At 71.1% G+C, this 20,263-nt stretch carries 21 protein-coding genes and 1 tRNA gene; 9 read left to right on the top strand and 13 right to left on the bottom strand.

Translation table 11 applies throughout. The annotated features are described in order from the left end of the window. Positions 1–46 precede the first annotated feature (46 nt). The 4 genes from ACIGJI_RS11950 to ACIGJI_RS11935 are packed head-to-tail and all read left to right on the top strand — an operon-like array spanning position 47 to position 3,727. Positions 47–958 carry an ATP-binding cassette domain-containing protein gene (locus tag ACIGJI_RS11950; protein ID WP_363447168.1) on the top strand — a complete coding sequence of 304 codons (912 nt, stop codon included), beginning with the start codon at positions 47–49 and terminating at the stop codon, positions 956–958. After that, positions 955–1,779 carry an ABC transporter permease gene (locus ACIGJI_RS11945; RefSeq protein WP_363447171.1) on the top strand — a complete coding sequence of 275 codons (825 nt, stop codon included), beginning with the start codon at positions 955–957 and terminating at the stop codon, positions 1,777–1,779. The genes ACIGJI_RS11950 and ACIGJI_RS11945 overlap by 4 nt, the downstream gene beginning before the upstream one ends. 8 nt (positions 1,780–1,787) lie before the next feature. After that, complete coding sequence (locus ACIGJI_RS11940; RefSeq protein WP_259951418.1) at positions 1,788–3,056, top strand: sensor histidine kinase; 1,269 nt, start codon at positions 1,788–1,790, stop codon at positions 3,054–3,056. Next, positions 3,053–3,727, top strand: coding sequence for a response regulator transcription factor (locus ACIGJI_RS11935; protein ID WP_363447174.1), 675 nt, complete (start codon positions 3,053–3,055; stop codon positions 3,725–3,727). Before ACIGJI_RS11940 ends, ACIGJI_RS11935 begins: the two co-directional genes overlap by 4 nt. Before the next feature lie 7 nt (positions 3,728–3,734). Here the strand turns inward: ACIGJI_RS11935 and ACIGJI_RS11930 are convergent, their stop codons facing one another. From ACIGJI_RS11930 to ACIGJI_RS11915, 4 genes are all read right to left on the bottom strand, one after another. Continuing rightward, positions 3,735–4,688: an aldo/keto reductase gene (locus tag ACIGJI_RS11930; protein ID WP_363447177.1), complete on the bottom strand. Its 954-nt coding sequence runs from the start codon at positions 4,686–4,688 to the stop codon at positions 3,735–3,737. A gap of 164 nt (positions 4,689–4,852) precedes the next feature. Continuing rightward, entirely contained in the window at positions 4,853–5,140 is a 288-nt protein-coding gene (locus tag ACIGJI_RS11925; protein WP_363447180.1) for a hypothetical protein, read from the bottom strand. A 118-nt stretch (positions 5,141–5,258) separates the two neighbouring features. Next, positions 5,259–5,331, bottom strand: a tRNA-Thr gene (locus ACIGJI_RS11920). 42 nt (positions 5,332–5,373) lie between these two features. Next, entirely contained in the window at positions 5,374–6,324 is a 951-nt protein-coding gene (locus tag ACIGJI_RS11915; protein ID WP_280566858.1) for a thioredoxin domain-containing protein, read from the bottom strand. A gap of 228 nt (positions 6,325–6,552) precedes the next feature. On the opposite strand from ACIGJI_RS11915, the gene ACIGJI_RS11910 reads away from it, so the two are divergent. Both ACIGJI_RS11910 and ACIGJI_RS11905 read left to right on the top strand, forming a co-directional pair. Further along, positions 6,553–7,656, top strand: a complete 1,104-nt coding sequence (locus tag ACIGJI_RS11910; RefSeq protein WP_187662078.1) for an ABC transporter ATP-binding protein — start codon at positions 6,553–6,555, stop codon at positions 7,654–7,656. A gap of 79 nt (positions 7,657–7,735) precedes the next feature. Beyond that, complete coding sequence (locus tag ACIGJI_RS11905) at positions 7,736–9,037, top strand: DUF4032 domain-containing protein (RefSeq protein WP_259951412.1); 1,302 nt, start codon at positions 7,736–7,738, stop codon at positions 9,035–9,037. A 26-nt stretch (positions 9,038–9,063) separates the two neighbouring features. Here ACIGJI_RS11905 and ACIGJI_RS11900 read toward each other — a convergent pair whose 3' ends face one another. The 5 genes from ACIGJI_RS11900 to ACIGJI_RS11880 form a co-directional block, all read right to left on the bottom strand. After that, positions 9,064–9,705, bottom strand: a complete 642-nt coding sequence (locus ACIGJI_RS11900) for an NAD(P)-dependent oxidoreductase (protein WP_259951411.1) — start codon at positions 9,703–9,705, stop codon at positions 9,064–9,066. Positions 9,706–9,720: 15 nt separating this feature from the next. Beyond that, positions 9,721–10,725, bottom strand: a complete 1,005-nt coding sequence (gene rlmB, locus ACIGJI_RS11895; protein ID WP_187662081.1) for a 23S rRNA (guanosine(2251)-2'-O)-methyltransferase RlmB — start codon at positions 10,723–10,725, stop codon at positions 9,721–9,723. Continuing rightward, a complete protein-coding gene (gene cysS / locus ACIGJI_RS11890; RefSeq protein WP_363447183.1) occupies positions 10,718–12,124 on the bottom strand; it encodes a cysteine--tRNA ligase in 1,407 nt (468 codons plus the stop codon). Before cysS ends, rlmB begins: the two co-directional genes overlap by 8 nt. A gap of 9 nt (positions 12,125–12,133) precedes the next feature. Beyond that, a complete protein-coding gene (gene ispD, locus ACIGJI_RS11885) occupies positions 12,134–13,381 on the bottom strand; it encodes a 2-C-methyl-D-erythritol 4-phosphate cytidylyltransferase (RefSeq protein ID WP_363447186.1) in 1,248 nt (415 codons plus the stop codon). Positions 13,382–13,449: 68 nt separating this feature from the next. Beyond that, a complete protein-coding gene (locus ACIGJI_RS11880; RefSeq protein WP_045255828.1) occupies positions 13,450–13,932 on the bottom strand; it encodes a CarD family transcriptional regulator in 483 nt (160 codons plus the stop codon). Positions 13,933–14,066: 134 nt separating this feature from the next. On the opposite strand from ACIGJI_RS11880, the gene ACIGJI_RS11875 reads away from it, so the two are divergent. Then, complete coding sequence (locus tag ACIGJI_RS11875) at positions 14,067–14,537, top strand: DNA modification methylase (RefSeq protein ID WP_187662084.1); 471 nt, start codon at positions 14,067–14,069, stop codon at positions 14,535–14,537. 58 nt (positions 14,538–14,595) lie between these two features. Here the strand turns inward: ACIGJI_RS11875 and ACIGJI_RS11870 are convergent, their stop codons facing one another. Beyond that, entirely contained in the window at positions 14,596–15,279 is a 684-nt protein-coding gene (locus ACIGJI_RS11870; protein WP_071328841.1) for a response regulator transcription factor, read from the bottom strand. Beyond that, complete coding sequence (locus ACIGJI_RS11865) at positions 15,276–16,499, bottom strand: ATP-binding protein (RefSeq protein WP_363447189.1); 1,224 nt, start codon at positions 16,497–16,499, stop codon at positions 15,276–15,278. Before ACIGJI_RS11865 ends, ACIGJI_RS11870 begins: the two co-directional genes overlap by 4 nt. Positions 16,500–16,714: 215 nt before the next feature. Here ACIGJI_RS11865 and phoU point away from each other — a divergent pair, with 215 nt between their 5' ends. After that, positions 16,715–17,413 carry a phosphate signaling complex protein PhoU gene (phoU, locus tag ACIGJI_RS11860; RefSeq protein WP_187662086.1) on the top strand — a complete coding sequence of 233 codons (699 nt, stop codon included), beginning with the start codon at positions 16,715–16,717 and terminating at the stop codon, positions 17,411–17,413. An 81-nt stretch (positions 17,414–17,494) separates the two neighbouring features. Here phoU and ACIGJI_RS11855 read toward each other — a convergent pair whose 3' ends face one another. Then, the gene (locus ACIGJI_RS11855; RefSeq protein ID WP_101848551.1) at positions 17,495–18,244 is read right to left on the bottom strand and encodes a phosphoglyceromutase; all 750 of its coding nucleotides are present in this window, start codon (positions 18,242–18,244) and stop codon (positions 17,495–17,497) included. 60 nt (positions 18,245–18,304) lie between these two features. Between ACIGJI_RS11855 and ACIGJI_RS11850 the strand changes: the two genes are divergently transcribed. Beyond that, complete coding sequence (locus ACIGJI_RS11850) at positions 18,305–19,126, top strand: class I SAM-dependent methyltransferase (protein ID WP_259951406.1); 822 nt, start codon at positions 18,305–18,307, stop codon at positions 19,124–19,126. A gap of 15 nt (positions 19,127–19,141) precedes the next feature. Here the strand turns inward: ACIGJI_RS11850 and ACIGJI_RS11845 are convergent, their stop codons facing one another. Next, the gene (locus ACIGJI_RS11845; protein ID WP_259951405.1) at positions 19,142–20,257 is read right to left on the bottom strand and encodes a folate-binding protein YgfZ; all 1,116 of its coding nucleotides are present in this window, start codon (positions 20,255–20,257) and stop codon (positions 19,142–19,144) included. Positions 20,258–20,263 lie beyond the last annotated feature (6 nt).

The following is a 20,263-nucleotide window of genomic DNA, read 5'->3' as shown; positions in this document are numbered from 1 at the left end:
CTCCGGGAGGACGCGCCGCGGCCCGCCGATCCGTAGCGTGGAACCCATGATCACCGCAGAAGGCCTCACCAAGAGATTCGGGGACAAGACCGCTGTGGACGGCGTGTCCTTCACCGTGCAGCCCGGCAGCGTCACCGGCTTCCTCGGACCGAACGGCGCAGGGAAGTCGACGACCATGCGCATGATCGTCGGGCTCGACCGTCCGACGGCCGGGACGGCGACCGTCGCCGGGCGGGAGTACCGCAAGCTCCGCGCACCGCTCACCGAGGTGGGCGTGCTGCTGGACGCGAAGGCGGTGCACACCGGACGGACGGCGCGCGATCACCTCCGCGCGATGGCCGCCACGCACGGCATCCCCACCTCCCGCGTCGACGAGGTCATCGAGCTCGCCGGCATCGGCTCGGTCGCCCGGAAGCGCGCCGGGAAGTTCTCCCTCGGCATGGGGCAGCGCCTGGGGATCGCCTCCGCACTGCTGGGCGATCCGCACACCCTCATCCTCGACGAGCCCGTCAACGGCCTCGACCCCGAGGGCGTCCGCTGGGTGCGGCAGTTCGTGCGACACGCCGCCTCCGAGGGCCGGACGGTGCTGCTGTCCAGTCACCTCATGAGCGAGATGGCGCAGACCGCCGACCATGTCATCGTGATGGGACGGGGCAAGGTCCTCGCCGATGCCCCGCTCGCCGAGCTGGTCCGTTCGTGGACGACCAACCGCGTGCGCGTGCGGACGCCGCGCCCGACCGACCTCGTGGCCGCCGTGGGCGGTCCCGAGGTGGAGATCGTCAGCGCGGCTCCCGATCTGCTCGACATCGCTGGGCTCCCGGCGGCGCGCATCGGCGACCTCGCCGCGGAGCGGGGGATCCCGCTGCACGAACTCACCCCGACCACCGGATCCCTCGAAGAGGCCTACCTCGCCCTCACCGGCGACGCCGTCGAGTACCGCACGAAGGAGCTCTCATGACCGCCGCCCCCGCCGTGACGACCCCGGCCGTCGCACCCCCCGCCGCCGACTCCGGCCGGCGCCTCACGTTCGCGCGCGCCGTGCGCGGCGAGGCCATCAAGCTCACCACCCTCCGGTCGACGTGGTGGTCCATCGCGATCGCCGCCGTGCTCACGATCGGCATCGCCGTCCTCATCGCCCAGGCGATCGACGCCCCCGGGTTCGACCCGATCCAGGCCGTCGTCATGCCTATCCAGTTCACGATGCTGCTCGCCGGCATCATCGGCGCGATCTCGGTGACCGGGGAGTACTCCACGGGCATGATCCGCTCGACGCTGACAGCCGACCCGATCCGCGGGTCCGTGCTGCTGGCGAAGTCGCTCGTGCTCGCGGGCTTCCTGTTCGTGTCGTCGCTGGTCATCTTCGGTGCCGCGGCGGCGGCCGTCTCCGCCGTGGTCGCGGAACGCGAGCGGGGCATCGACTGGTCGGACCCCTCGAGCTCCGTCCTGCCGATCGTGGTCGCCTCGCTCGCCATGGCCGTCTTCGCGCTGATCGGTGTGGCCTTCGGCTTCATCCTGCGCTCGGGCGCCGGGGCGATCGCGGCGACGGTCGGTCTGCTGTTCGTGCTCCCGATCGTCGCGAGCTTCTTCTCGATGGCCGGCGAGGCCTGGGCCTGGGTGATCGACGCCTCGGCCTACCTGCCGGTCGCCGCTGCGCAGAACGCGATCCTGCCCGGTGACACGGCGACGCTCGACGCTCCGGTCGCCTACCTCACGCTGGGCTGCTGGGTGGTCGGCGGCCTGCTGGCCGCCTGGGCCGTCCTCCGCACGCGCGACGCGTAGGAGACCGGGTGCCGGCGACGCGACGCGGAACGGACACCGTCCGGGAGGACGAGGGGCTGCGGCTCCCTCGTCCTCCCGGGGTGTTCCGTCGTTTCTGGGCGCGCCATCCCGTCCTCGCCGACGTCCTGCTCACCCTGCTCTGCATCATCCTCACGATCACCCCCGCCGCGCGCATCGATGACGCCGACCGCGGGCCCGTCGGGCTCGTGCTCGCCGCCCTGCTGCCGCTGTGCGTGATCGCGGCGTGCGCCACCCTGCTCTGGCGTCGACGGAAGCCCTGGCTTCCCGCGGTCGCGGCGATCCTGCTCGAAGCCTTCCTCCTGTTCACCGCCCTGCCCGGGAGCAGCCCGCTCCTGCTGATCGCCGGTTACTCCCTCGCCGTCTACCGCTCCGCCCGCGCGGCGTGGACGGCCTTCGGCATCGGGGTCGCGACGACCGCCTCCGGGGCCGGGCTCCTCCTCTGGGCCGGCGTCTTCACCCTTCAAGAGGCGGTCAACGCGCTCCTCGGCACGGTCGTACTCGGGCTCATCGGCACCCTGATCGGCGCGAACGTGGGCAACCGCAAACGCTATCTGGACGCCGTCATCGATCGCTCGCGGCAGCTTCTCGTGGAGCGGGATCAGCAGGCGCAGCTCGCCGCAGCCGCCGAGCGCGCGCGGATCGCGCGGGAGATGCACGACATCGTGTCGCACTCCCTGACCGTGGTCGTGGCGCTGTCCGAGGGAGCGGCCGCCACCCCGGACCGAGAGCAGGCCCGCGCAGCCGCCACCTCCGCGGCGGACACCGCCCGCAGCGCGCTCACCCAGATGCGGGCGATGCTCGGCGTGCTGCGAGACGACGACGCGCCGCTGCTCCTCGCGCCGGTGTCTCCCGCGTCACCGCAGGAGACCGTCGCGGCGGCGCAGCGGACCGGGTATCCGGTCACCCTCGCCACAGCCGGTCAGGCGGAGGTCTCGTCCGACGTGGCCCATGCCCTCGGCCGGATCGTGCAGGAGGGGCTGACGAACGCGATGCGGCACGCGCCGACGGCGACCACGGCGTCCGTGCGCCTCGAGTACACGCCCGCTACCGTGAGGGTGGAGATCGTCAACGACGGCGTAGCCGGGGCTCCCACTGAGGGCGGCTTCGGACTACGAGGGCTCACGGAGCGCGCCGCGCACGTCCGCGGCACCCTGGAGTCCCGGCCGGACGGCGAGGGGCGATGGACCCTGCGGGCTGTCCTGCCGACGTCGGCCGAGGCCCCGGCCGTGTCGCCGGGCGGAGAGGAGAACACATGACAGCGCCGATCCGTGTGCTCCTGGTCGACGACCAGGAGCTGATCCGTCTGGGTTTCCGCATGGTCCTGGAGGCGGAGCCCGACATCGTCGTCATCGGAGAAGCCGCCGACGGGAACGCCGCGATCGCCCAGAGCGCTGCCCTCGCCCCTGACCTCGTGCTCATGGACATCCGCATGCCGGAGCTCGACGGGATCGCCGCGACGAGAGCCATCGTCGGCGCGCATCCCGAGACGAGGGTGCTCGTCCTCACGACGTTCGATCTCGATGAGTACGCCTTCGGTGCGATCCGCGCCGGCGCCAGCGGCTTCCTCCTGAAGGACGCCCAGCGCCACGAGATGCTCTCCGCGGTCCGTGCCGTGCACCGCGGCGACGCCGCCCTGGCGCCGCGGGTGACCCGCATGCTGTTGGAGCATGTGGGTCCGCAGCTGGGAAGCGCCGCGCCGGCGGCCGAGGCGGTCGACGACGCCGGATACCGTTCCCTGACCGACCGCGAGCAGGAGGTCTTCCTCGCGATGGGAAGGGGTCTCTCCAACGCCGAGATCGCGGCGACCCTCTACGTCGGCGAGTCCACGGTCAAGACGCACGTCGGCCGCATCCTGGCCAAGCTCGGGGCACGGGACCGGATCCACGCCGTGATCCTCGCGCACCGGCTCGGGCTCGTCGGGCGGTGAGGCCTGGTCAGCTCTGGGGCGGCGTCCAGGCCGACACGCGGTTCAGGCGCTCGACCTCCTCGGACGACAGCTCCAGCCGCGCTCCGGCGAGCAGATCCGGAACCTGATCCACCGTCCGAGCGCTGGCGATGGGCGCCACCACGGTCGGCTGCGCCCGCAGCCAGGCCAGGGCCGTCGCGGCGACGGATGCGTCGTGCGCGGCGCCGATCTCATCCAGCGCGTCGATGATCCGAAGTCCAGCCGCGGTGGCGTACTTCGCGGCTCCGGCGGCGCGCGGCGACCCTTCTCCCTCGGCATCCTTCGAGCGGTACTTGCCGGTCAGGAAGCCGCTCGCCAGCGCGTAATACGGCACGAGGCCCAGCTCGAACTCCTCGGCGACGGGGATGATGGTGTCCTCGACGCCGTTGCGGTGCACGAGGTTGTAATGCGGCTGGATGGCGACGGGACGCGCGACGCCGAGCCGGTCGGCGATGTCGATCCACTGCCGGATGCGGTCGGCCGTGTAGTTCGACACCGCCACGTGCCGCACGAGTCCGTCCGTGACGAGGGCGCCGAACGCCTCGACGGTCTCCTCCAGCGGCACCGACTCATCGTCGAAGTGCGCGTAGTAGAGGTCGATCTCGTCCACGCCGAGGCGAGCGAGGGACGCCTCCGCCGCGCGGCGGACGTTCCCGGCCGAGAGGCCGCGGAAGTCGGGATGCTGGCTGACCTTGGTCGCGACGACGACGCCCTGGGGCCGCCGCGACGCGAGCCACGCCCCGATGATCGTCTCGCTCTCGCCGCCCTTGTTGCCGGGAACCCACGCACTGTAGGAGTCCGCCGTGTCGATGAAGTCGCCGCCCCCGTCGAGGAAGGTGTCGAGGACGGTGAACGACGCGTCACGGTCGGCGGTCCAGCCGAACACGTTGCCGCCGAGGGCGAGGGGGAAGACGTCGAGGTCACTGGAGCCGATACGGGTCATGTCCGAGACAACCGCAGCGAGCGGCGCGAACATTCCCACGGGGGATCGGAAAAGATGCGCAGGTGGCCGGGGCGGGGTGCCGACCACCTGCACCCCAGTAACATAACACCCTCCGACGTGCTACGCGATATGCGGGCGCCCTGACATCTCGGCGAACCTGCCGGCTATCGGCGGCCCGCGTCCGCTCCGTGTCGCGCGTCGAAGTCTCGGATGTCCCGCAGCGCGCGCCGCACTGTGAGCGCGTACGCGATCGCCAACCCCACGCTCACCGCTCCGACGGCCACCCGCATCACATCGAGGGCGCGCGCCTCCGTCAGAAGACCAGAGCTCAGCCACCAGACGGCGCTCACCGTCCAGAAGACGGCGAGCACGATCGCCCACGTCCTCCGTCGCTGCAGTGCGAGCCGCTGCGGAATCAGCGACGGGTCGGACTCGTCCGCGGGTGCGCTCATGCGCAGAGCCTAGCGCTGGGGCCGTGGGCGCCGGTGAAGTGGGCAGCCCTCCTCACCTGGATGAGCAGAGGGCCCGCATTCCCAGTGTTTCCCAGGGGATGCGGGCCTTCGCGTGCGGAGCCGACTACGGGACTCGAACCCGTAACCCCCGTATTACAAGTACGGTGCGCTACCAATTGCGCCAAGTCGGCGGATGCCATCACAGCTTAGCGATGGCGGGGACGCGTGACGGTCTACTCCGCCGGCGCCGAGGTGGCGGTCGGGGTCGGCGTCGGGGACGTCGACTCGTAGTACGCCTCGCTGGCGACGGACATGACGAACGTCGACAGCTCCTGCGGGTCGTCCAGCGCGCCGACATAGGCCTCGCCGTTGACGACGATCATCGGGGCGGCGGTGAGCACGAGGTCGTCGGAGCCGGGAAGCGGCCCCTTGAGCGCACGCGTCGTCGCCTCCTTCGCCCAGTTGACGTAGTCGCCGTCCTCGATGCACGAGCGCACGGTCTTCGCGTCGTCCACGCCCACGGCGCCCGCGAGGTTGGCGAGCTCCTCGTCGGACATCCCGTCGCTGCCCACGTCGGGCTGGTCGTCGAGGAGGTCGTGGTTGAACGCGTAGAACTGGTCCGGCGAGTGCGTGGCGACGCAGGCGGCGGCGGCAGCGGAGCGCAGCGAGTACTTGGTGCCGTTGGAGCTGGCGGTGAGCAGGGCGACCGGGTGGTAGCTCACGGTCGCGGCGCCGTCCTCGATCCACTGCGCGAGCAGGCGGGCGTTGGCGCGCTCGAACTTGCCGGCGTCGGGTGAGAGGTAGTCGACGTACACGTGCACGTCCACCGCACCGGCCGCGGTGGGCTCCGGTGCCGGGGTCTCGGTCGCACCGGCCTCCGTGGGCTCGGGCTCCGGCGTGGCGGAGGCGGTGCCGGCGATGGCGGCGGAGGCGATGTCCGTCACCACGACGCCGTCGGCCTCCATGCCGCTCGGGCTGAGCTGCGGCTTGGATGTCTGCGAGGTCACGGCGAGCGTCACCGCGGTCCCGATCGCGCCGACCGCGATGATCGCGACCGCGCCGATGATGATCCGTCGCATCAGACGCGCCCGCGACTGCTGGGCGTGCACCTTCTGTGCCTTCTCCCGCACGACCTCGCGCGAATTGCGAGGGGCGGGGACGTTCGGCGTTTCGTCGCTCGACATCGTTCCTCTTGAGTCTCAGGGGGTCCGGGTTGGCCCCGACCACCGTCGGGCGGTGATCGCCGCTGCGCACGGCCGGGTTCGATGCTAACCAGTGAGGCTGAGAAATACCCAGGTGCGGCCGTTCGTGCCATACTGATCCCGACCCGATGGAGGGTCACGGCGGGTCGCTCCGCCGCTTCATTCACTACGGATCGTCCGGCACGTACCTGCCGGTGAAGGAGAAACACGATGGCATCTGTGACTTTCGACGAGGCCACCCGCCTGTACCCCGGCGGCACCCGCCCGGCTGTCGACAAGCTCAACCTCGAGGTGGGAGACGGCGAGTTCCTCGTCCTGGTCGGTCCCTCCGGTTGCGGTAAGTCCACCTCCCTCCGCATGCTCGCCGGCCTCGAAGAGGTCAACTCCGGCCGCATCCTCATCGGCGACCGCGACGTCACCGATGTGCCGCCGAAGGACCGCGACATCGCGATGGTGTTCCAGAACTACGCGCTGTACCCGCACATGACCGTCGCCGAGAACATGGGCTTCGCGCTCAAGATCGCCGGCGTCGGCAAGGAGGAGCGTGCCGCACGCGTCCTCGAGGCCGCGAAGCTCCTCGACCTGGAGCAGTACCTCACCCGCAAGCCGAAGGCTCTCTCCGGTGGTCAGCGTCAGCGTGTCGCCATGGGTCGCGCGATCGTCCGTCAGCCCCAGGTCTTCCTCATGGACGAGCCGCTGTCGAACCTCGACGCTAAGCTCCGCGTCCAGACCCGTACGCAGATCGCGTCGCTGCAGCGCCGCCTCGGTGTCACCACCGTCTACGTCACGCACGACCAGACCGAGGCGCTCACCATGGGTGACCGCATCGCCGTGCTGAAGGACGGTCTGCTCCAGCAGGTCGGTTCGCCGCGCGACCTGTACGAGAAGCCGGAGAACGTCTTCGTCGCCGGCTTCATCGGCTCGCCCGCGATGAACCTGTTCTCGGCCGACCTGGCGGACGGCGGCGTGCGCTTCGGTACCGAGGTCGTCCCGCTCGACCGCGACACCGTTGGCCGTGCCAACGGCTCCCAGGTCACCGTGGGCGTCCGCCCCGAGGACATCACCGTCGGCCCGGCCGACGGTCAGGGCCTTTCGGTCGTCGTCGACCTCGTCGAGGAGCTCGGCGCCGACGGCTACCTCTACGGCCACACCGAGATCAACGGCAAGCGCACCGACCTCGTCGCCCGCGTCGACGGCCGCAACCACCCGAACGCCGGGGAGACCGTCACCCTCGCCGCGAACCCGGGTCACGTGCACGCGTTCGACCTCGAGTCCGGCGACCGCCTGAACGACAAGCCGGTCGTCTCGGCCTGATCGGACACCTCCACCGCGGCGCGGGCTGACTTCGGTCGCCCGCGCCGCGTCTTTTCCCCGGCACCCCTCAGGAGTCCCCATGCAGGAATCCCTCCGGATCACCGCCAAGACGGTCGACCCCGGGCTGCTCGCCCTGCCGTGGTCGACGCCCCTGGAGAAGTGGCCGTCCGAGCACATCGTCTCCCTCCCCAAGGGCCTCTCGCGCCACCTCGTCCGCTTCGCGGACCTCTCGGGTCGCGTGGTGGCCGTCAAGGAGACGACGACCGAGATGGCGCGGCGGGAGTACGAGATGCTCGGCAACCTCGCGCGCCTCGACGTGCCGTGCGTGGAGCGGGTCGCGGTGATCGCCGGCCGCACGGACTCGTCGGGTGATCCGTTGCCCGCGGCGCTGGTCACCTCGCATCTGCGCTTCTCGATGCCGTACCGGGCGCTCTTCACCCGGGTGCTCCGCCCGGACACGGCCACCCGCCTCGTCGACGCGCTGGCCCTGCTGCTCGTGCGTCTGCACAACGTCGGCTTCTACTGGGGCGACGTCTCGCTCTCCAACACCCTGTTCCGCCGGGACGCCGGAGCGTTCGCGGCGTACCTCGTGGACGCGGAGACCGGGGAGCTGCACGAGGAGGGCCTGACGGACGGACAGCGCGCCTACGATCTCGATCTCGCCCGCACGAACATCGCCGGTGAGATCATGGACCTCGCCGCGGGCGGTCGCCTGGAGCACGGCGTCGACGCGGTCGCCATCGCGGACGGCATCGTGTCCTCCTACCGCTCGCTGTGGGCCGAGCTCACCGCGCAGGAGTCCTTCTCCGCCGCCGAGACCTGGCGCATCACCGAGCGCGTCGAGCGACTCAACGCCCTCGGCTTCGACATCGACGAGATGTCGATGTCGACGACCGCGGACGGCACCGTGGTGGAGATCCAGCCCAAGGTCGTCGACGCGGGACATCACCAGCGCCGACTCATCCGCCTCACCGGTCTCGACGTCGAGGAGAACCAGGCGCGACGGCTCCTCAACGACCTCGACGAGTTCCGTGCCCGCTCCACCAAGCAGTGGGCGGACGAGGAGATGTACGCGCACGAGTGGCTCACGCGCGTCTTCGAGCCCGTCGTGCGCGCCATCCCGTACGACCTGCGCGCCAAGCTGGAGCCGGCCGAGGTGTTCCACCAGGTGCTGGAGCACCGCTGGTATCTGTCGCAGGCGCAGGGACGCTCGGTGTCCCTCGCGGAGGTGCTGACGAGCTACATCAACGACGTGCTCCGCCATCGCCGCGACGAGGCCACCATCATGGGACCGCCGACGGAGACGATGGGCCTGCCCGTCGTCACCGGCACGCTGGCGCTCGGCGACGACGACGAGGTGGACTGGCGCGACCTCGTCTGAGGCCGCCCCTCCGGTTCCGGACGGCGTCAGTAGCCGACGGTGAACCGCTCGCGGTGGTGGTTGCCCTGCTCGATCTCGTCGACGATCGCGACGGCGAAGTCCGCCCCGGAGATGTAGGACTTGCCGTCCTCATCGCGGACGAGCACGTCACCGCCGTCCCGATAGCGACCGGTGCGCTCCCCCTCGGCCCACGGCCCGAAGACCTCGGCCGGGTGCACGAAGAACCAGTCCAGGCTCTCGGCCGTGCGCTCCAGGAGCGCGAGCGAGTCGATGCCGACCTGCGCCTCGTGCTTGTACTCCTCCGGGAAGCCCTGATCGAACAGACGGGGACCGCCCGGCGCGACGAGGCTGCCGCCCGCGCCGCCCACGACGCCGAGCCGCGTCTCGGTGCCGTCGAGCAGCGCGACCACGTTCGTCAGCGCCTCGAGGACGCGGTCCTCCATGTCACCGCGCGGCGAGAGCGCGGAGACCACGGCGTCCGCTCCCGCGAACGCCTCGGTCAGCGTCGCGGGGTCGAGCGCCGACCCCTGCACGTAGGCCGCACCCGCGACCGGATCCGCGGGGGTCGAGCGCGAGATGGCGACGACCGCGTGATCACGGCTCACCGCCTCCGCGACGATGTGGCGTCCGGCGTAGCCGGTTCCTCCCAGGACGATGATGCGGGCCATGCGTGTTCCTCTCGGTCAGTCCGCGGCGCGGACGGTCGCGACCTGGTACAGCGCGACCGAGGCCGCGATGCCCGCGTTCAGCGACTCGGTCGCCGCGGAGATGGGGATGGAGACGATCTGGTCGCAGGTCTCGGTCACGAGGCGGGACAGGCCCTTGCCCTCCGAGCCCACGACGATGACGACGGGGCGGTCCGCCAGCTCCAGCGCCGGCAGCGACACGTCGCCGTCGCCGTCGAGCCCGAGCACGAAGACGCCCTGCTTCTTGAACTCCTTGAGCTGCGTCGTGAGGTTCGATGCCAGGGCGACCGGGATGCGCGCCGCCGCCCCCGCACTCGTCTTCCACGCCGCGGAGTTCACACCGGCGGAACGACGCTGCGGCAGGATGATGCCGTGGCCGCCGAACGCCGCCGTCGAGCGGATGATCGCGCCGAGGTTGCGGGGGTCCGTGATGCCGTCGAGGGCGACGAACAGCGGCGTCTCGCCGCGGTCGATGACCTCCTCCAGCAGGTCCTGCGGGTGGGCGTACTCGTACGGCGGCACCTTGAGCGCCACGCCCTGGTGCACGCCGTCGAAGCCGGCCATGCGGTCGAGCTCCTGGCGGGTGACCTCGAGCACCGGGATGTCCCGGTGGGTCGCGATCGACAGCATCTCCTTGACCCGGTCGTCCATCTCGACACGCTGCGCGATGTACATCGCGGTCGCCGGGATCTTCGCCCGCAGCGCCTCGAGCACCGAGTTGCGGCCGGTGACCGTCTCGGTGTCGGTGGTGTTGTCCTTCGACCTGGCGGTGCGGTTCGGGTTGCCCCCGGAGGCCGGACGCCCGCCGGGCTTGCCCTTGCCCCCGGCCGCGGCGAAGCGCTCGGCCGCGGCCTTGCGCTTACCGGCGGGGTGCCACGCGCGGTCCTCCGCCTTCGGCGTGGGGCCACGCCCCTCGAGCGCCTTGCGCCCGAGACCTCCCGTGCCCTTGGTGGGGCCCTTTTTGTTTCCCTTGCTCGCGCCGGGGCGCCCTGGCTTAGCCATCGATACTCCAATGAGTTCCGGCCGGAGTGTCCTCCAGCGTGATTCCTGCGGCGGCGATCGCGTCTCGGATGCGATCCGCCGCCGCCCAGTCCTTCTCCGCACGCGCGGTGGCGCGCTGCGCGATCATCTCCTGCACCAGCGCGTCGAGCGCCGCTGCCTGCGCATCCCCGGCCTTCCGGGAGCCCGCGTCCTCGACGAGGCCGAGCACACCGGTCATGCCGAGCACCGCCCGCGTCGCGTCCAGCGCCGCTGCGGTGTCGCCCGCGTCCAGAGCCGAGTTCCCGGCCCGCACGCTCTCGTGCACGACGGCCAGCGCCTGCGGAACGCCCAGGTCGTCGTCCATCGCATCGATGAACGCCGACGGCAGGCTCTGCGCGTCATCGGCGCCGATCCCGTCGCCGGCCGCGCGGAGCGCCCGCTCCAGGAAGGAGCGGATGCGGCCGAGCGCCGCCTCCGCTTCCGCCCAGGAGGACTCCGAGAGGTCGAGGCTCGATCGGTAGTGCGCCGCCGCGAGGGCGTAGCGCACGACGAGCGGGTCCCGCTCAGCGAGCACGTCCCGCGCGAGCGTGAAGTTGCCGAGCGACTTCGACATCTTCTGTCCGTCGACGGTCACGAGGCCGTTGTGCACCCAGTACCGGGCGAAGCCGTCGCCCGCTGCACTCGACTGCGCGAGCTCGTTCTCGTGATGCGGGAACCGCAGGTCCAGTCCCCCGCCGTGGATGTCGAACTCCGCACCGAGGTACCGCTTCGCCATGGCCGAGCACTCGATGTGCCAGCCGGGGCGCCCGGCACCCCATGGCGACGCCCACGTCGCGTCGGCGGGCTCGTCGGCCTTGGCGCCCTTCCAGAGGGCGAAGTCCTGCGGGTTGCGCTTGCCGCGCGGGTCGGCGTCCTGCGCGGCTTCCATCGCGTCCACGGACTGGTGGGTGAGGTCGCCGTAGGACGGCCAGGAACGCACGTCGAAGTACACGTCTCCCGAGCCATCGGGGGCGGGGTACGCGTGGCCTCGGTCGATGAGCAGCGCGATGAGCTCCTGCATCTGCGGCACGGAGGCCGTCGCACGAGGTTCGTAGGTCGGCGGGAGGATGCCGATGCCGACGTAGGCGGCGGCGAACTCCTGCTCCATCCGGTAGGCGAGTGCCCACCACGGCTCGGAGTCCGAGGCGTTCGCGAGGACCTTGTCGTCGATGTCGGTGACGTTGCGCACGAAGGTCACGCGCCCGTGGCGGTAAGTCAGCCAGCGGCGAAGGAGATCGAAGCTCAGAGCAGCTCTGACGTGACCGATGTGCGGTCCGGACTGCACCGTGGGTCCGCAGACGTACATCGTGATGTTCTCGGGATCGAGAGGCACGAAGTCGCGCAGCAGCTGTGCGCGGGTGTCGTAGAGGCGGAGAGTCACCGCTCAAGCCTACTCGGCGGGCGCTGGGAGACCCCGCTCCGGTCGCGGGATGACGACCGCGACGGCCGTGACCGCGATCCCCTCGCCCCGTCCGGGGAACCCGAGACCGTCCGTCGTCGTGGCCGTGACCGTCACCGGGGCGCCCCCGAGCGCCGCCGACAGCGCCGCCTCGGCCTCCCCGCGGCGCCCGCTGAATCGCGGACGGTTGCCCTGGAACTGGACGGACACGTTGCCGATCGCGAACCCCGCCTCCGCCAGGAGCTCCCCGGTGCGGGAGAGGAAGACGTCCGCGTGAGCCCCCGCGTACTCCGGATGGGCCGTGCCGAAGTGCTGCCCGATGTCGCCGAGCCCTGCAGCCCCGAGCAGCGCGTCGACGATGGCGTGGGCGACGGCGTCGCCGTCGGAGTGCCCGGAGAGCGCGGGCTCCCCCGGCCATTCCAGCCCCGCCAGCCACAGCGCCCCGTCGCCGCCGAAGGCATGCACGTCCGTGCCGATCCCCACGCGGGGAGCGTCGACCACGACCGCCGACGGCCGCGCCGCCGCGGAGGGCGCCCCCGGTACCGTCGCCACGAGGAGGCGCGCGCGCTCGAGGTCGGCGGGGGTGGTGATCTTGAACGAACGCTCCGAGCCGGGCACCAGCCGCACCGCGTTCCCGGCTGCGGCGAAGAGCGCGGCGTCATCCGTGTACTCGGCGCCCTGGGATGTCGCCTCCGCGTACGCCGCTTCCAGCAATCGGCGCGGGAAACCCTGCGGCGTCTGCGCGGCCGCGAGCTCCGCGCGATCCACGGCGCCGACGACGAGGCCGTCGGCCACCCGCTTGAGCGTGTCGACCACGGGCAGACTCGGCACCGCTCCGGCGTCGCCGACCACGGCCGCCGCCACGGCATCGATGACGGTAGGCGGCGTGAGGGCGCGGGCGGCATCGTGCACGAGCACCGTCGTGATGTCTCCCCACAGGGCCGCGAGTCCGGCGGCGACGGACTCCTGCCGCGTCGCTCCTCCCGTGACCACGCGGCCCAGGTCGGCGCGATCGCCGGCGGCCGCCAGCAGCTCCGTCTGCGCGTCACCTTCGTAGCCCGACGGGGCGACCACCACGACCTGCATCGGGGCCGCCGCGAAGACACCGTCGAGGGCGTGCCGCAGGATCGTGCGCCCGTCGATGCCGACGAAGGCCTTGGGTGCCCCCGCCTCGAGACGGGTGCCGGAGCCGGCGGCAACGACGATGATCGCGGTGTGCGGGACGGGGAGGATGCTCACAGCTTCACGTTACCCGCGGGAACGACGAAAGGCGGGTGCCGCAGCACCCGCCTTTCGTGGAGGACGTCTCAGGACGCGAGGACCTCGTCGAGCAGTGCGCCCGCCTTGTCCTCATCGATCTTCTCGGCCAGTGCCAGCTCGGAGATGAGGATCTGCCGGGCCTTGGCCAGCATCCGCTTCTCACCCGCGGACAGGCCGCGGTCCTGGTCACGGCGCCAGAGGTCGCGCACGACCTCGCTCACCTTGATGACATCGCCGGACGCGAGCTTCTCCAGGTTCGCCTTGTATCGGCGCGACCAGTTGGTGGGCTCCTCCGTGAACGGCGCGCGCAGCACCTCGAACACGTGGTCGAGGCCCTCCTTGCCGATCACGTCGCGAACGCCGACGAGGTCGACGTTCTCAGCCGGGACCTCGATGATGAGATCACCCTGCGTGACGTTGAGCTTCAGGTACTTCTTCGCCTCGCCCTTGATGATGCGCTCCTTGACCTCGATGATGGTCGCAGCGCCATGGTGCGGATAGACGACGGTCTCGCCAACCTCAAAAAGCATAAAAACATGTCCTTTCGGCAACCTCAAGGATACCACAGGGGATATGCGCTAAGGTTCGCGCTCCCTGTTCCCTGCGCGCTCCGGACTTACCCATAGAATGGGGAGGGATATCCCGTCGGACCTCAGGAGGACCCGTGAAATCGCGCCTTGTCGCGTCTGCCGCCATCAGCGCCCTCGTTCTGCTCGGCGCGACCGGGTGCACGTTCATCACCCCTCAGGCGACGAAGACCGAATACGCCGCCTCCGACGGCGTGAACGTCTCCGATCAGGACGGCCCCATCGCCGTGCGCAACGCCCTGATCATCGCGAACGAGGACGGCTCGGTCGGCAACTTCGTCGGCGCCGTGGTCAACCCGTCGCAGGACCGCGCCACCCTCACGGTCTCGCTGGAGGGCGGCGACCCCTTCCAGATCACCGTGCCTGCCGGCGGAAGGATCAGCTTCGGCGCCGACGAGGAGCCCGTGGAGATCACCGGCCTCGACACGATGCCCGGCGCGACCGTCGCGATGCACTTCCAGTCCGGGGACTCCGCCGGGGTGACGACCGAGATCCCGGTCCTCGACGGCACGCTGCCGTACTACTCGGACCTCGCTCCGCAGGACTGAGTCCGCAGACAGACACAAGAGGCCGGCACCCGCGGGTGCCGGCCTCTTCTGTCTGTCGTCAGCCCTCGAAGCGATATCCCAGGCCGCGGACGGTCACGAGCATCACCGGCTCGCTGGGGTTCTCCTCGATCCGCGAGCGGATGCGCTTGATGTGGACGTCGAGCGTCTTGGTGTCGCCGAAGTAGTCGCTCCCCCAGACGCGGTCGATGAGCTGGCCGCGCGTGAGCACCCGACCGGAGTTGCGCATCAGCACCTCCAGAAGCTCGAACTCCTTCAGCGGCATGTTGATCTGCTCGCCGGCGACCGACACCGTGTGCCGATCGATGTCGAGCGAGACGCGCCCGCCCTCCAGCACCCGTTCGTCCAACTCGCCCTCGGCCTGCACGACGCGTCGCAGCACCGCCCGCATCCGGGCGAGGAGCTCCCGCGACGAGTAGGGCTTGGTGATGTAGTCGTCGGCGCCGAGCTCGAGCCCGACCACGATGTCGACCTCGGAGTCCTTGGCGGTCAGCATGATGATCGGCACGGCGGACGTCGAGCGGATCTGACGGCACACCTCGGTCCCCGGCATCCCCGGCAGCATGAGGTCGAGGAGCACGATGTCGGCGCCGCGCTCCCGGAACGCCGTCAGCGCACCGGGACCGTCCTCGGCGATCTCGACCTCGTAGCCCTCGCGGCGCAGCAGGTACGCGAGGGGGTCGGCGAGGTCGGGCTCGTCTTCGACGAGAAGGATGCGGGTCATGCGGTCTCTCCGTTTCGGATGCGCGTCGCCCCGGTCGCGGGGGCGGCCTTGCGTGCGCGCTTCTTCTTGCTCTTCTTGCCCTGCCCGCTGTTCGCGGGGGCGTCGATGCGGGGCAGGCGGATGGTGAACGTCGATCCTCGGCCGGGGCGCGACCACAGCCGCACCTCTCCCCCGTGCCGCTGAGTGGCGTGCTTGACGATGGACAGCCCGAGGCCGGTGCCGCCGGTGCGCCGCGAGCGGGCTTCGTCGGCACGGTAGAACCGCTCGAAGATGCGCTCGCGATCGGCCTCGACGATCCCGATGCCCTGGTCGGACACGGCGATCTCCACGACGTCGTCGTCCGCCTTCACCCCGACGCCCACCCGGGAGCCGCGGGGCGAGTAGACGATCGCGTTGGCGATGAGGTTGCCGACGGCCTCGATGAGGATCTGCGCGTCGCCTCGGACCCACACGCCGCGGTCGCCGCCGCGGGCGAGTTCGACGCCGGCCGAGTCCGCCTGCACGACATGGGCCTCGATCGAGGAGGCGATGACCTCGTCGATCGAGACGGGCGCGACCTCGGTCAGCCCGTCCTCCGCCTGCAGCCGCGACAGGCTCATGATGCGCCCGGTGAGCTGACCGAGCCGGCCGGCCTCCGCCGAGATGCGGGAGGCGAACGCGCGGACCTGAGCGGGATCGTCGGCGGCGGACTCGATGGCCTCGGCGAGCAGGCTCACCGCGCCGACGGGCGTCTTGAGTTCATGGCTCGTGTTGGCGACGAAGTCGCGGCGCATCTGATCGAGGCGCTCCTGCTCGGTCACGTCCCGGATGATGAGGAGCACGAGGCGCGTGCCGATCGCGCTCGCCCTGGCCGACACGAGTCGGGGGTCGAGACTCAGACCGCCGCGGGTGATCCGCATCGAGGCGGTCGCCGTCTCCCCCGTCGAGCGCACACCGCGCACGAGCTGCCGGAGCTCCGGATTGTCGAGCGTCGACCCGACCTCGATCCCGAAACGCGTCGCGGCCTTGGAGGTGGCCAGCACGAGCCCCGAGACGTCCACGACGCACGCGGCGTCGTCCATGCTGCGCAGCACGTCGGTGATCCCGGTCGGGATGACCATCGAGGTCTCCTCCTCCGCCCGCGCCCGGGCGCGGTACGCCCAGACCACGAGGAGCGAGAGGCCCACGCCGATCGCCAACCCGATGGCGAGGGAGGACAGCGCGAGCTGCGGCAGGGTCATGACTCCAGCGTAGAGCGCGTTCACCGTCGATCCGGCGGGTTCCCGCGCCATCACGGGGAGCGGAGACGTACTATTCACTCGCTGGGCACCGTTCGTTAACCTTCGGAGCAGACAATCGCTTCAGGCCTGCGCGCGCGCAGTCCTCCCCCATGCGGACGCCCCGCCGCCCCGCGCTGGACCGTCAGCCGGGATCCGAACGAAAGGTTGCGCCCACCATGCGCGAAGTCTTCCACCAGTCCCTCGAGGACCTGCAGTCCCGCCTCGTCGAGATCGCCGAGCTCGTGACGGTCTCCATCGACAAGGCCACCCGCGCCTTCGCCACGAGCGACGTCGCGCTGGCCGAGGAGGTCATCGCCGACGACGCCAAGATCGACGAGCTCGCGGTCGCGCTGGACGAGCAGGCCATCGAGATCCTCGCCCGGCAGCAGCCGGTCGCGCGCGACCTCCGCATCGTCGTCACGGCGCTCCGCGTCAGCGCGTCCCTGGAGCGGATGGGCGACATGTCCGAGCACATCGCCCAGCTCGCGCGGCTGCGGTTCCCGGAGCGCGCGATCCCGAAGGGCCTCAAGGGCACCTTCGTGAAGATGGGCGAGCTGGACGTGGAGATCTCCCGCACGCTCGCCGAGCTCCTGCGCACGCAGGACCTCAAGTTCGCGGACGCCATCCGCAACGCCGATGACGACGTCGACGAGCTGCACGCCAGCGTCTTCGAGAAGGTGCTCAGCGACAACTGGAAGGGCGAGGCCGTCGCCACGGTCGACGCGACGCTCGCCAGCCGGTACCACGAGCGGTTCGCGGACCACGCGGTCGCCGTCGCCAAGAAGGTCGTCTACCTCGCGACGGGTGACTGGCACGTCGAGGAGGAGGACATCGCCCTCGCGGTGGAGCAGCAGGAGCAGCTCGGTCACGCCTGACCCGAAACCCCGCCTTACCGCCGAGACCCCCTGCTGCAGGCGACTGCAGCAGGGGGTCTCGACGTGAAACCGGGGTCTCGGTTACTTCTTGCCCTGGGCGGCCACGGCCGCGGCACCGGCGGCGGCGGCCTCCGGGTCGAGGTACCGGCCGGGACCGGTCGGCGCGTTGTTCTCGTCGAGCTCGTACACGAGCGGGATGCCGGTCGGGATGTTCAGGCCGGCGATGTCGTCGTCGCTGATCCCCTCGAGGTGCTTGACGAGGCCGCGCAGCGAGTTGCCGTGTGCCGTCACGAGCACGGTCTTGCCGGCTTCGAGGTCGGGGACGATCTCCGCGTCCCAGTACGGCAGGAGGCGGTCGATGACGAGCTTGAGCGATTCCGTGCGCGGCACCTCGCCGTCGATGCCCTCGTAGCGGGCGTCGCCCACCTGGCTGAACTCGCTCGCGTCGTCCAGCGGGGGCGGCGGGACGTCGAACGAGCGGCGCCACAGCTGGAACTGCTCCGGGCCGAACTCCTCGAGGGTCTGTGCCTTGTCCTTGCCCTGCAGAGCGCCGTAGTGACGCTCGTTGAGGCGCCACGACCGCTTCACCGGGATCCACAGCCGGTCGGCCGCATCCAGCGCGATGTCGGCGGTCTGGATGGCTCGGCTCAGCAGCGACGTGTGCAGCACGTCGGGCAGGATGCCGGACTCGGCGAGCAGCTCACCGCCGCGACGGGCCTCGCCCTTGCCCTGCTCGGTCAGGCGGACGTCCACCCAGCCGGTGAAGAGGTTCAGTTCGTTCCACTCGCTCTGGCCGTGGCGGAGCAGGATCAGGGTGCGCTTCGCAGTCATGTCGCCAGTTTATCCGGGGGCGCGGAGCGGGCGCAGCGGCGGAGGAGGGAGGATGGACGCATGGCGTCATCTCCCCTCGGTCGGCCGACCCGCGGCACGACCGGGACGAACCGGCTGCGTCGGAACGACCGGTGGATCGCCGCCTCCCCCGCCTTCCGTCGCGCCGCGGACCCGCTCGTCGTCGACCTCGGGTTCGGGGCGAGCGGGGTGACCGCGTTCGAGCTGGCCGCACGACTGCGACGAGTGCGGCCGGACGCGGAGGTGCGCGGTCTGGAACTCGATCCGGAGCGGGTGTCCACCGCAGAGCAGCAGCTCGGCGAGGTCCGAGCCGGCCGGACTCCATTCCCCGCCGACCTCCGCGTCTCCTTCGCCCGCGGCGGATTCGAGGTGCCGCTCCCTGACGGCCGGCGCCCCGCCGTCATCCGGGCGATGAACGTCCTGCGGCAGTACGACGAAGCCGAGGTCGCAGGCGCCTGGCGGACGATGGCGCACCGCCTCTCGCCGGAAGGACTGCTGGTGGAGGGGACCTGCGACGAGATCGGGCGCGTCGCGAGCTGGGTGGATGTCGATCCCGTCGGCGCTCCCCTCCGTTTCTCCATCTCCCTTCGCCTCCGCGGACTCGAGGTCCCGAGCATCGTCGCGGAGCGGCTGCCCAAGGCCCTCATCCATCGCAACGTCCCCGGCGAGCGCATCCACGCACTGCTCGTCGACCTGGACCGGGAGTGGGAGCGCGCCGCTCCCCTGTCGACCTTCGGAGCCACGCAGCGTTTCCTCGCCGCGGTGGCCGCCCTGCGCGCGCAGGGCTGGCCCGTGCAGGGCGGACGGAGCCGCTGGCGACTGGGAGAGCTCACCCTGCCGTGGGAGGCGGTGGCACCGGTCTGACCGGCGCCCGTCAGCTCAGACTCCGGCGTCGCGGGGATCCGGCGCTGTGGGACGGCGGGACAGCCGCGTCAGTCGCGGCACATCCGCGGTGGCGCCGGCGTCCGCGGGCACGATGATCTGCTGGGACGCGGCGATGTCGATCCCCTCGGCGCGGACGACGAGGTCGCCGACGGGGGCACGGCGGGACAGGAGGGCGAGGGCGATCGGCCCGTCCTCGTGATGCCGCGCGGAGGAGGTGATGTGCCCGACCTCGTCATCACCCGCGAACACCGGAGCACCGGGTTCCGGAAGCACGGCGTCGCTGCCGTCGAGCTGGAGCAGGGCGAGACGCCGCGGCGGATGCCCGAGGTTGTGCACCTTCGCGACCGTCTCCTGGCCGCGGTAGCAGCCCTTGTTCAAGTGCACGGCGCTGCGGAGCCAGTCCGACTCGTGCGGCAACGACCGCTCGTCGACCTCGGCCGCCCAGCGCGGACGCCAGGCGGCGATCCGCAGGGCCTCGGCGGCGAGCAGCCCGGCGACGTCCTCGCGGTCGAGGTCAGCGCCGAGTGCGCGCGCCGCCGTCTCGGGCACGATGCCGATCCGCCAGGCGAGGTCCGCCCCGGGGTGGGAGGGCACCGCGGCGTACTGGTGGCCGCCCACGCTGATGCGCTGCCAGGGGTCGACCCACACCCGCACACCGTCGAGGCCGCGCACGCGGTCGGCAGCGGAGCCGCCGTCGACGAATCCGAGCAGCGCGAGGTCGGGGCGCAGCTCGACGGTGGCCTGGGTGCGGAACTTCATCCGTGTCAGCCACGTCGCGAGTCCCTCGGCGTCGCCGGCGTCCGCGAGGAGCCAGGTCGAGATGCCGTCGTCGAGGACGCCGGCCGCGTGCTCCACCCGCCCCTGCGGGTCGAGCACGAGGAGCTCGGTGCTCTCCCCTGCGCGCAAGCCGCTCACCGCCTGGGACGTGATGGAGTCGAGCCACGGGAGGCGTTCGGGGCCGGACACCTCGATGACCGTCCGATCGTCGAGGGGCGCGATGGCCGTTCCGGTTGCGAGACGCCGCTGCTCGCGGAAGGGGTCGCCGAAGTGGGCGATCCCGCGCTCACCCGTGATCGCTCCGGGGACGCCGTCGAAGACGCTGCTGCTCACGGTGTG

The organism is Microbacterium sp. NPDC064978, assembly GCF_044543605.1.
GTDB classification, from domain to species: Bacteria; Actinomycetota; Actinomycetes; order Actinomycetales; family Microbacteriaceae; genus Microbacterium; species Microbacterium meiriae.
The sequence above is the reverse complement of the archived record's forward strand: the minus strand, read 5'-3'. Positions and strand labels throughout refer to the sequence as shown.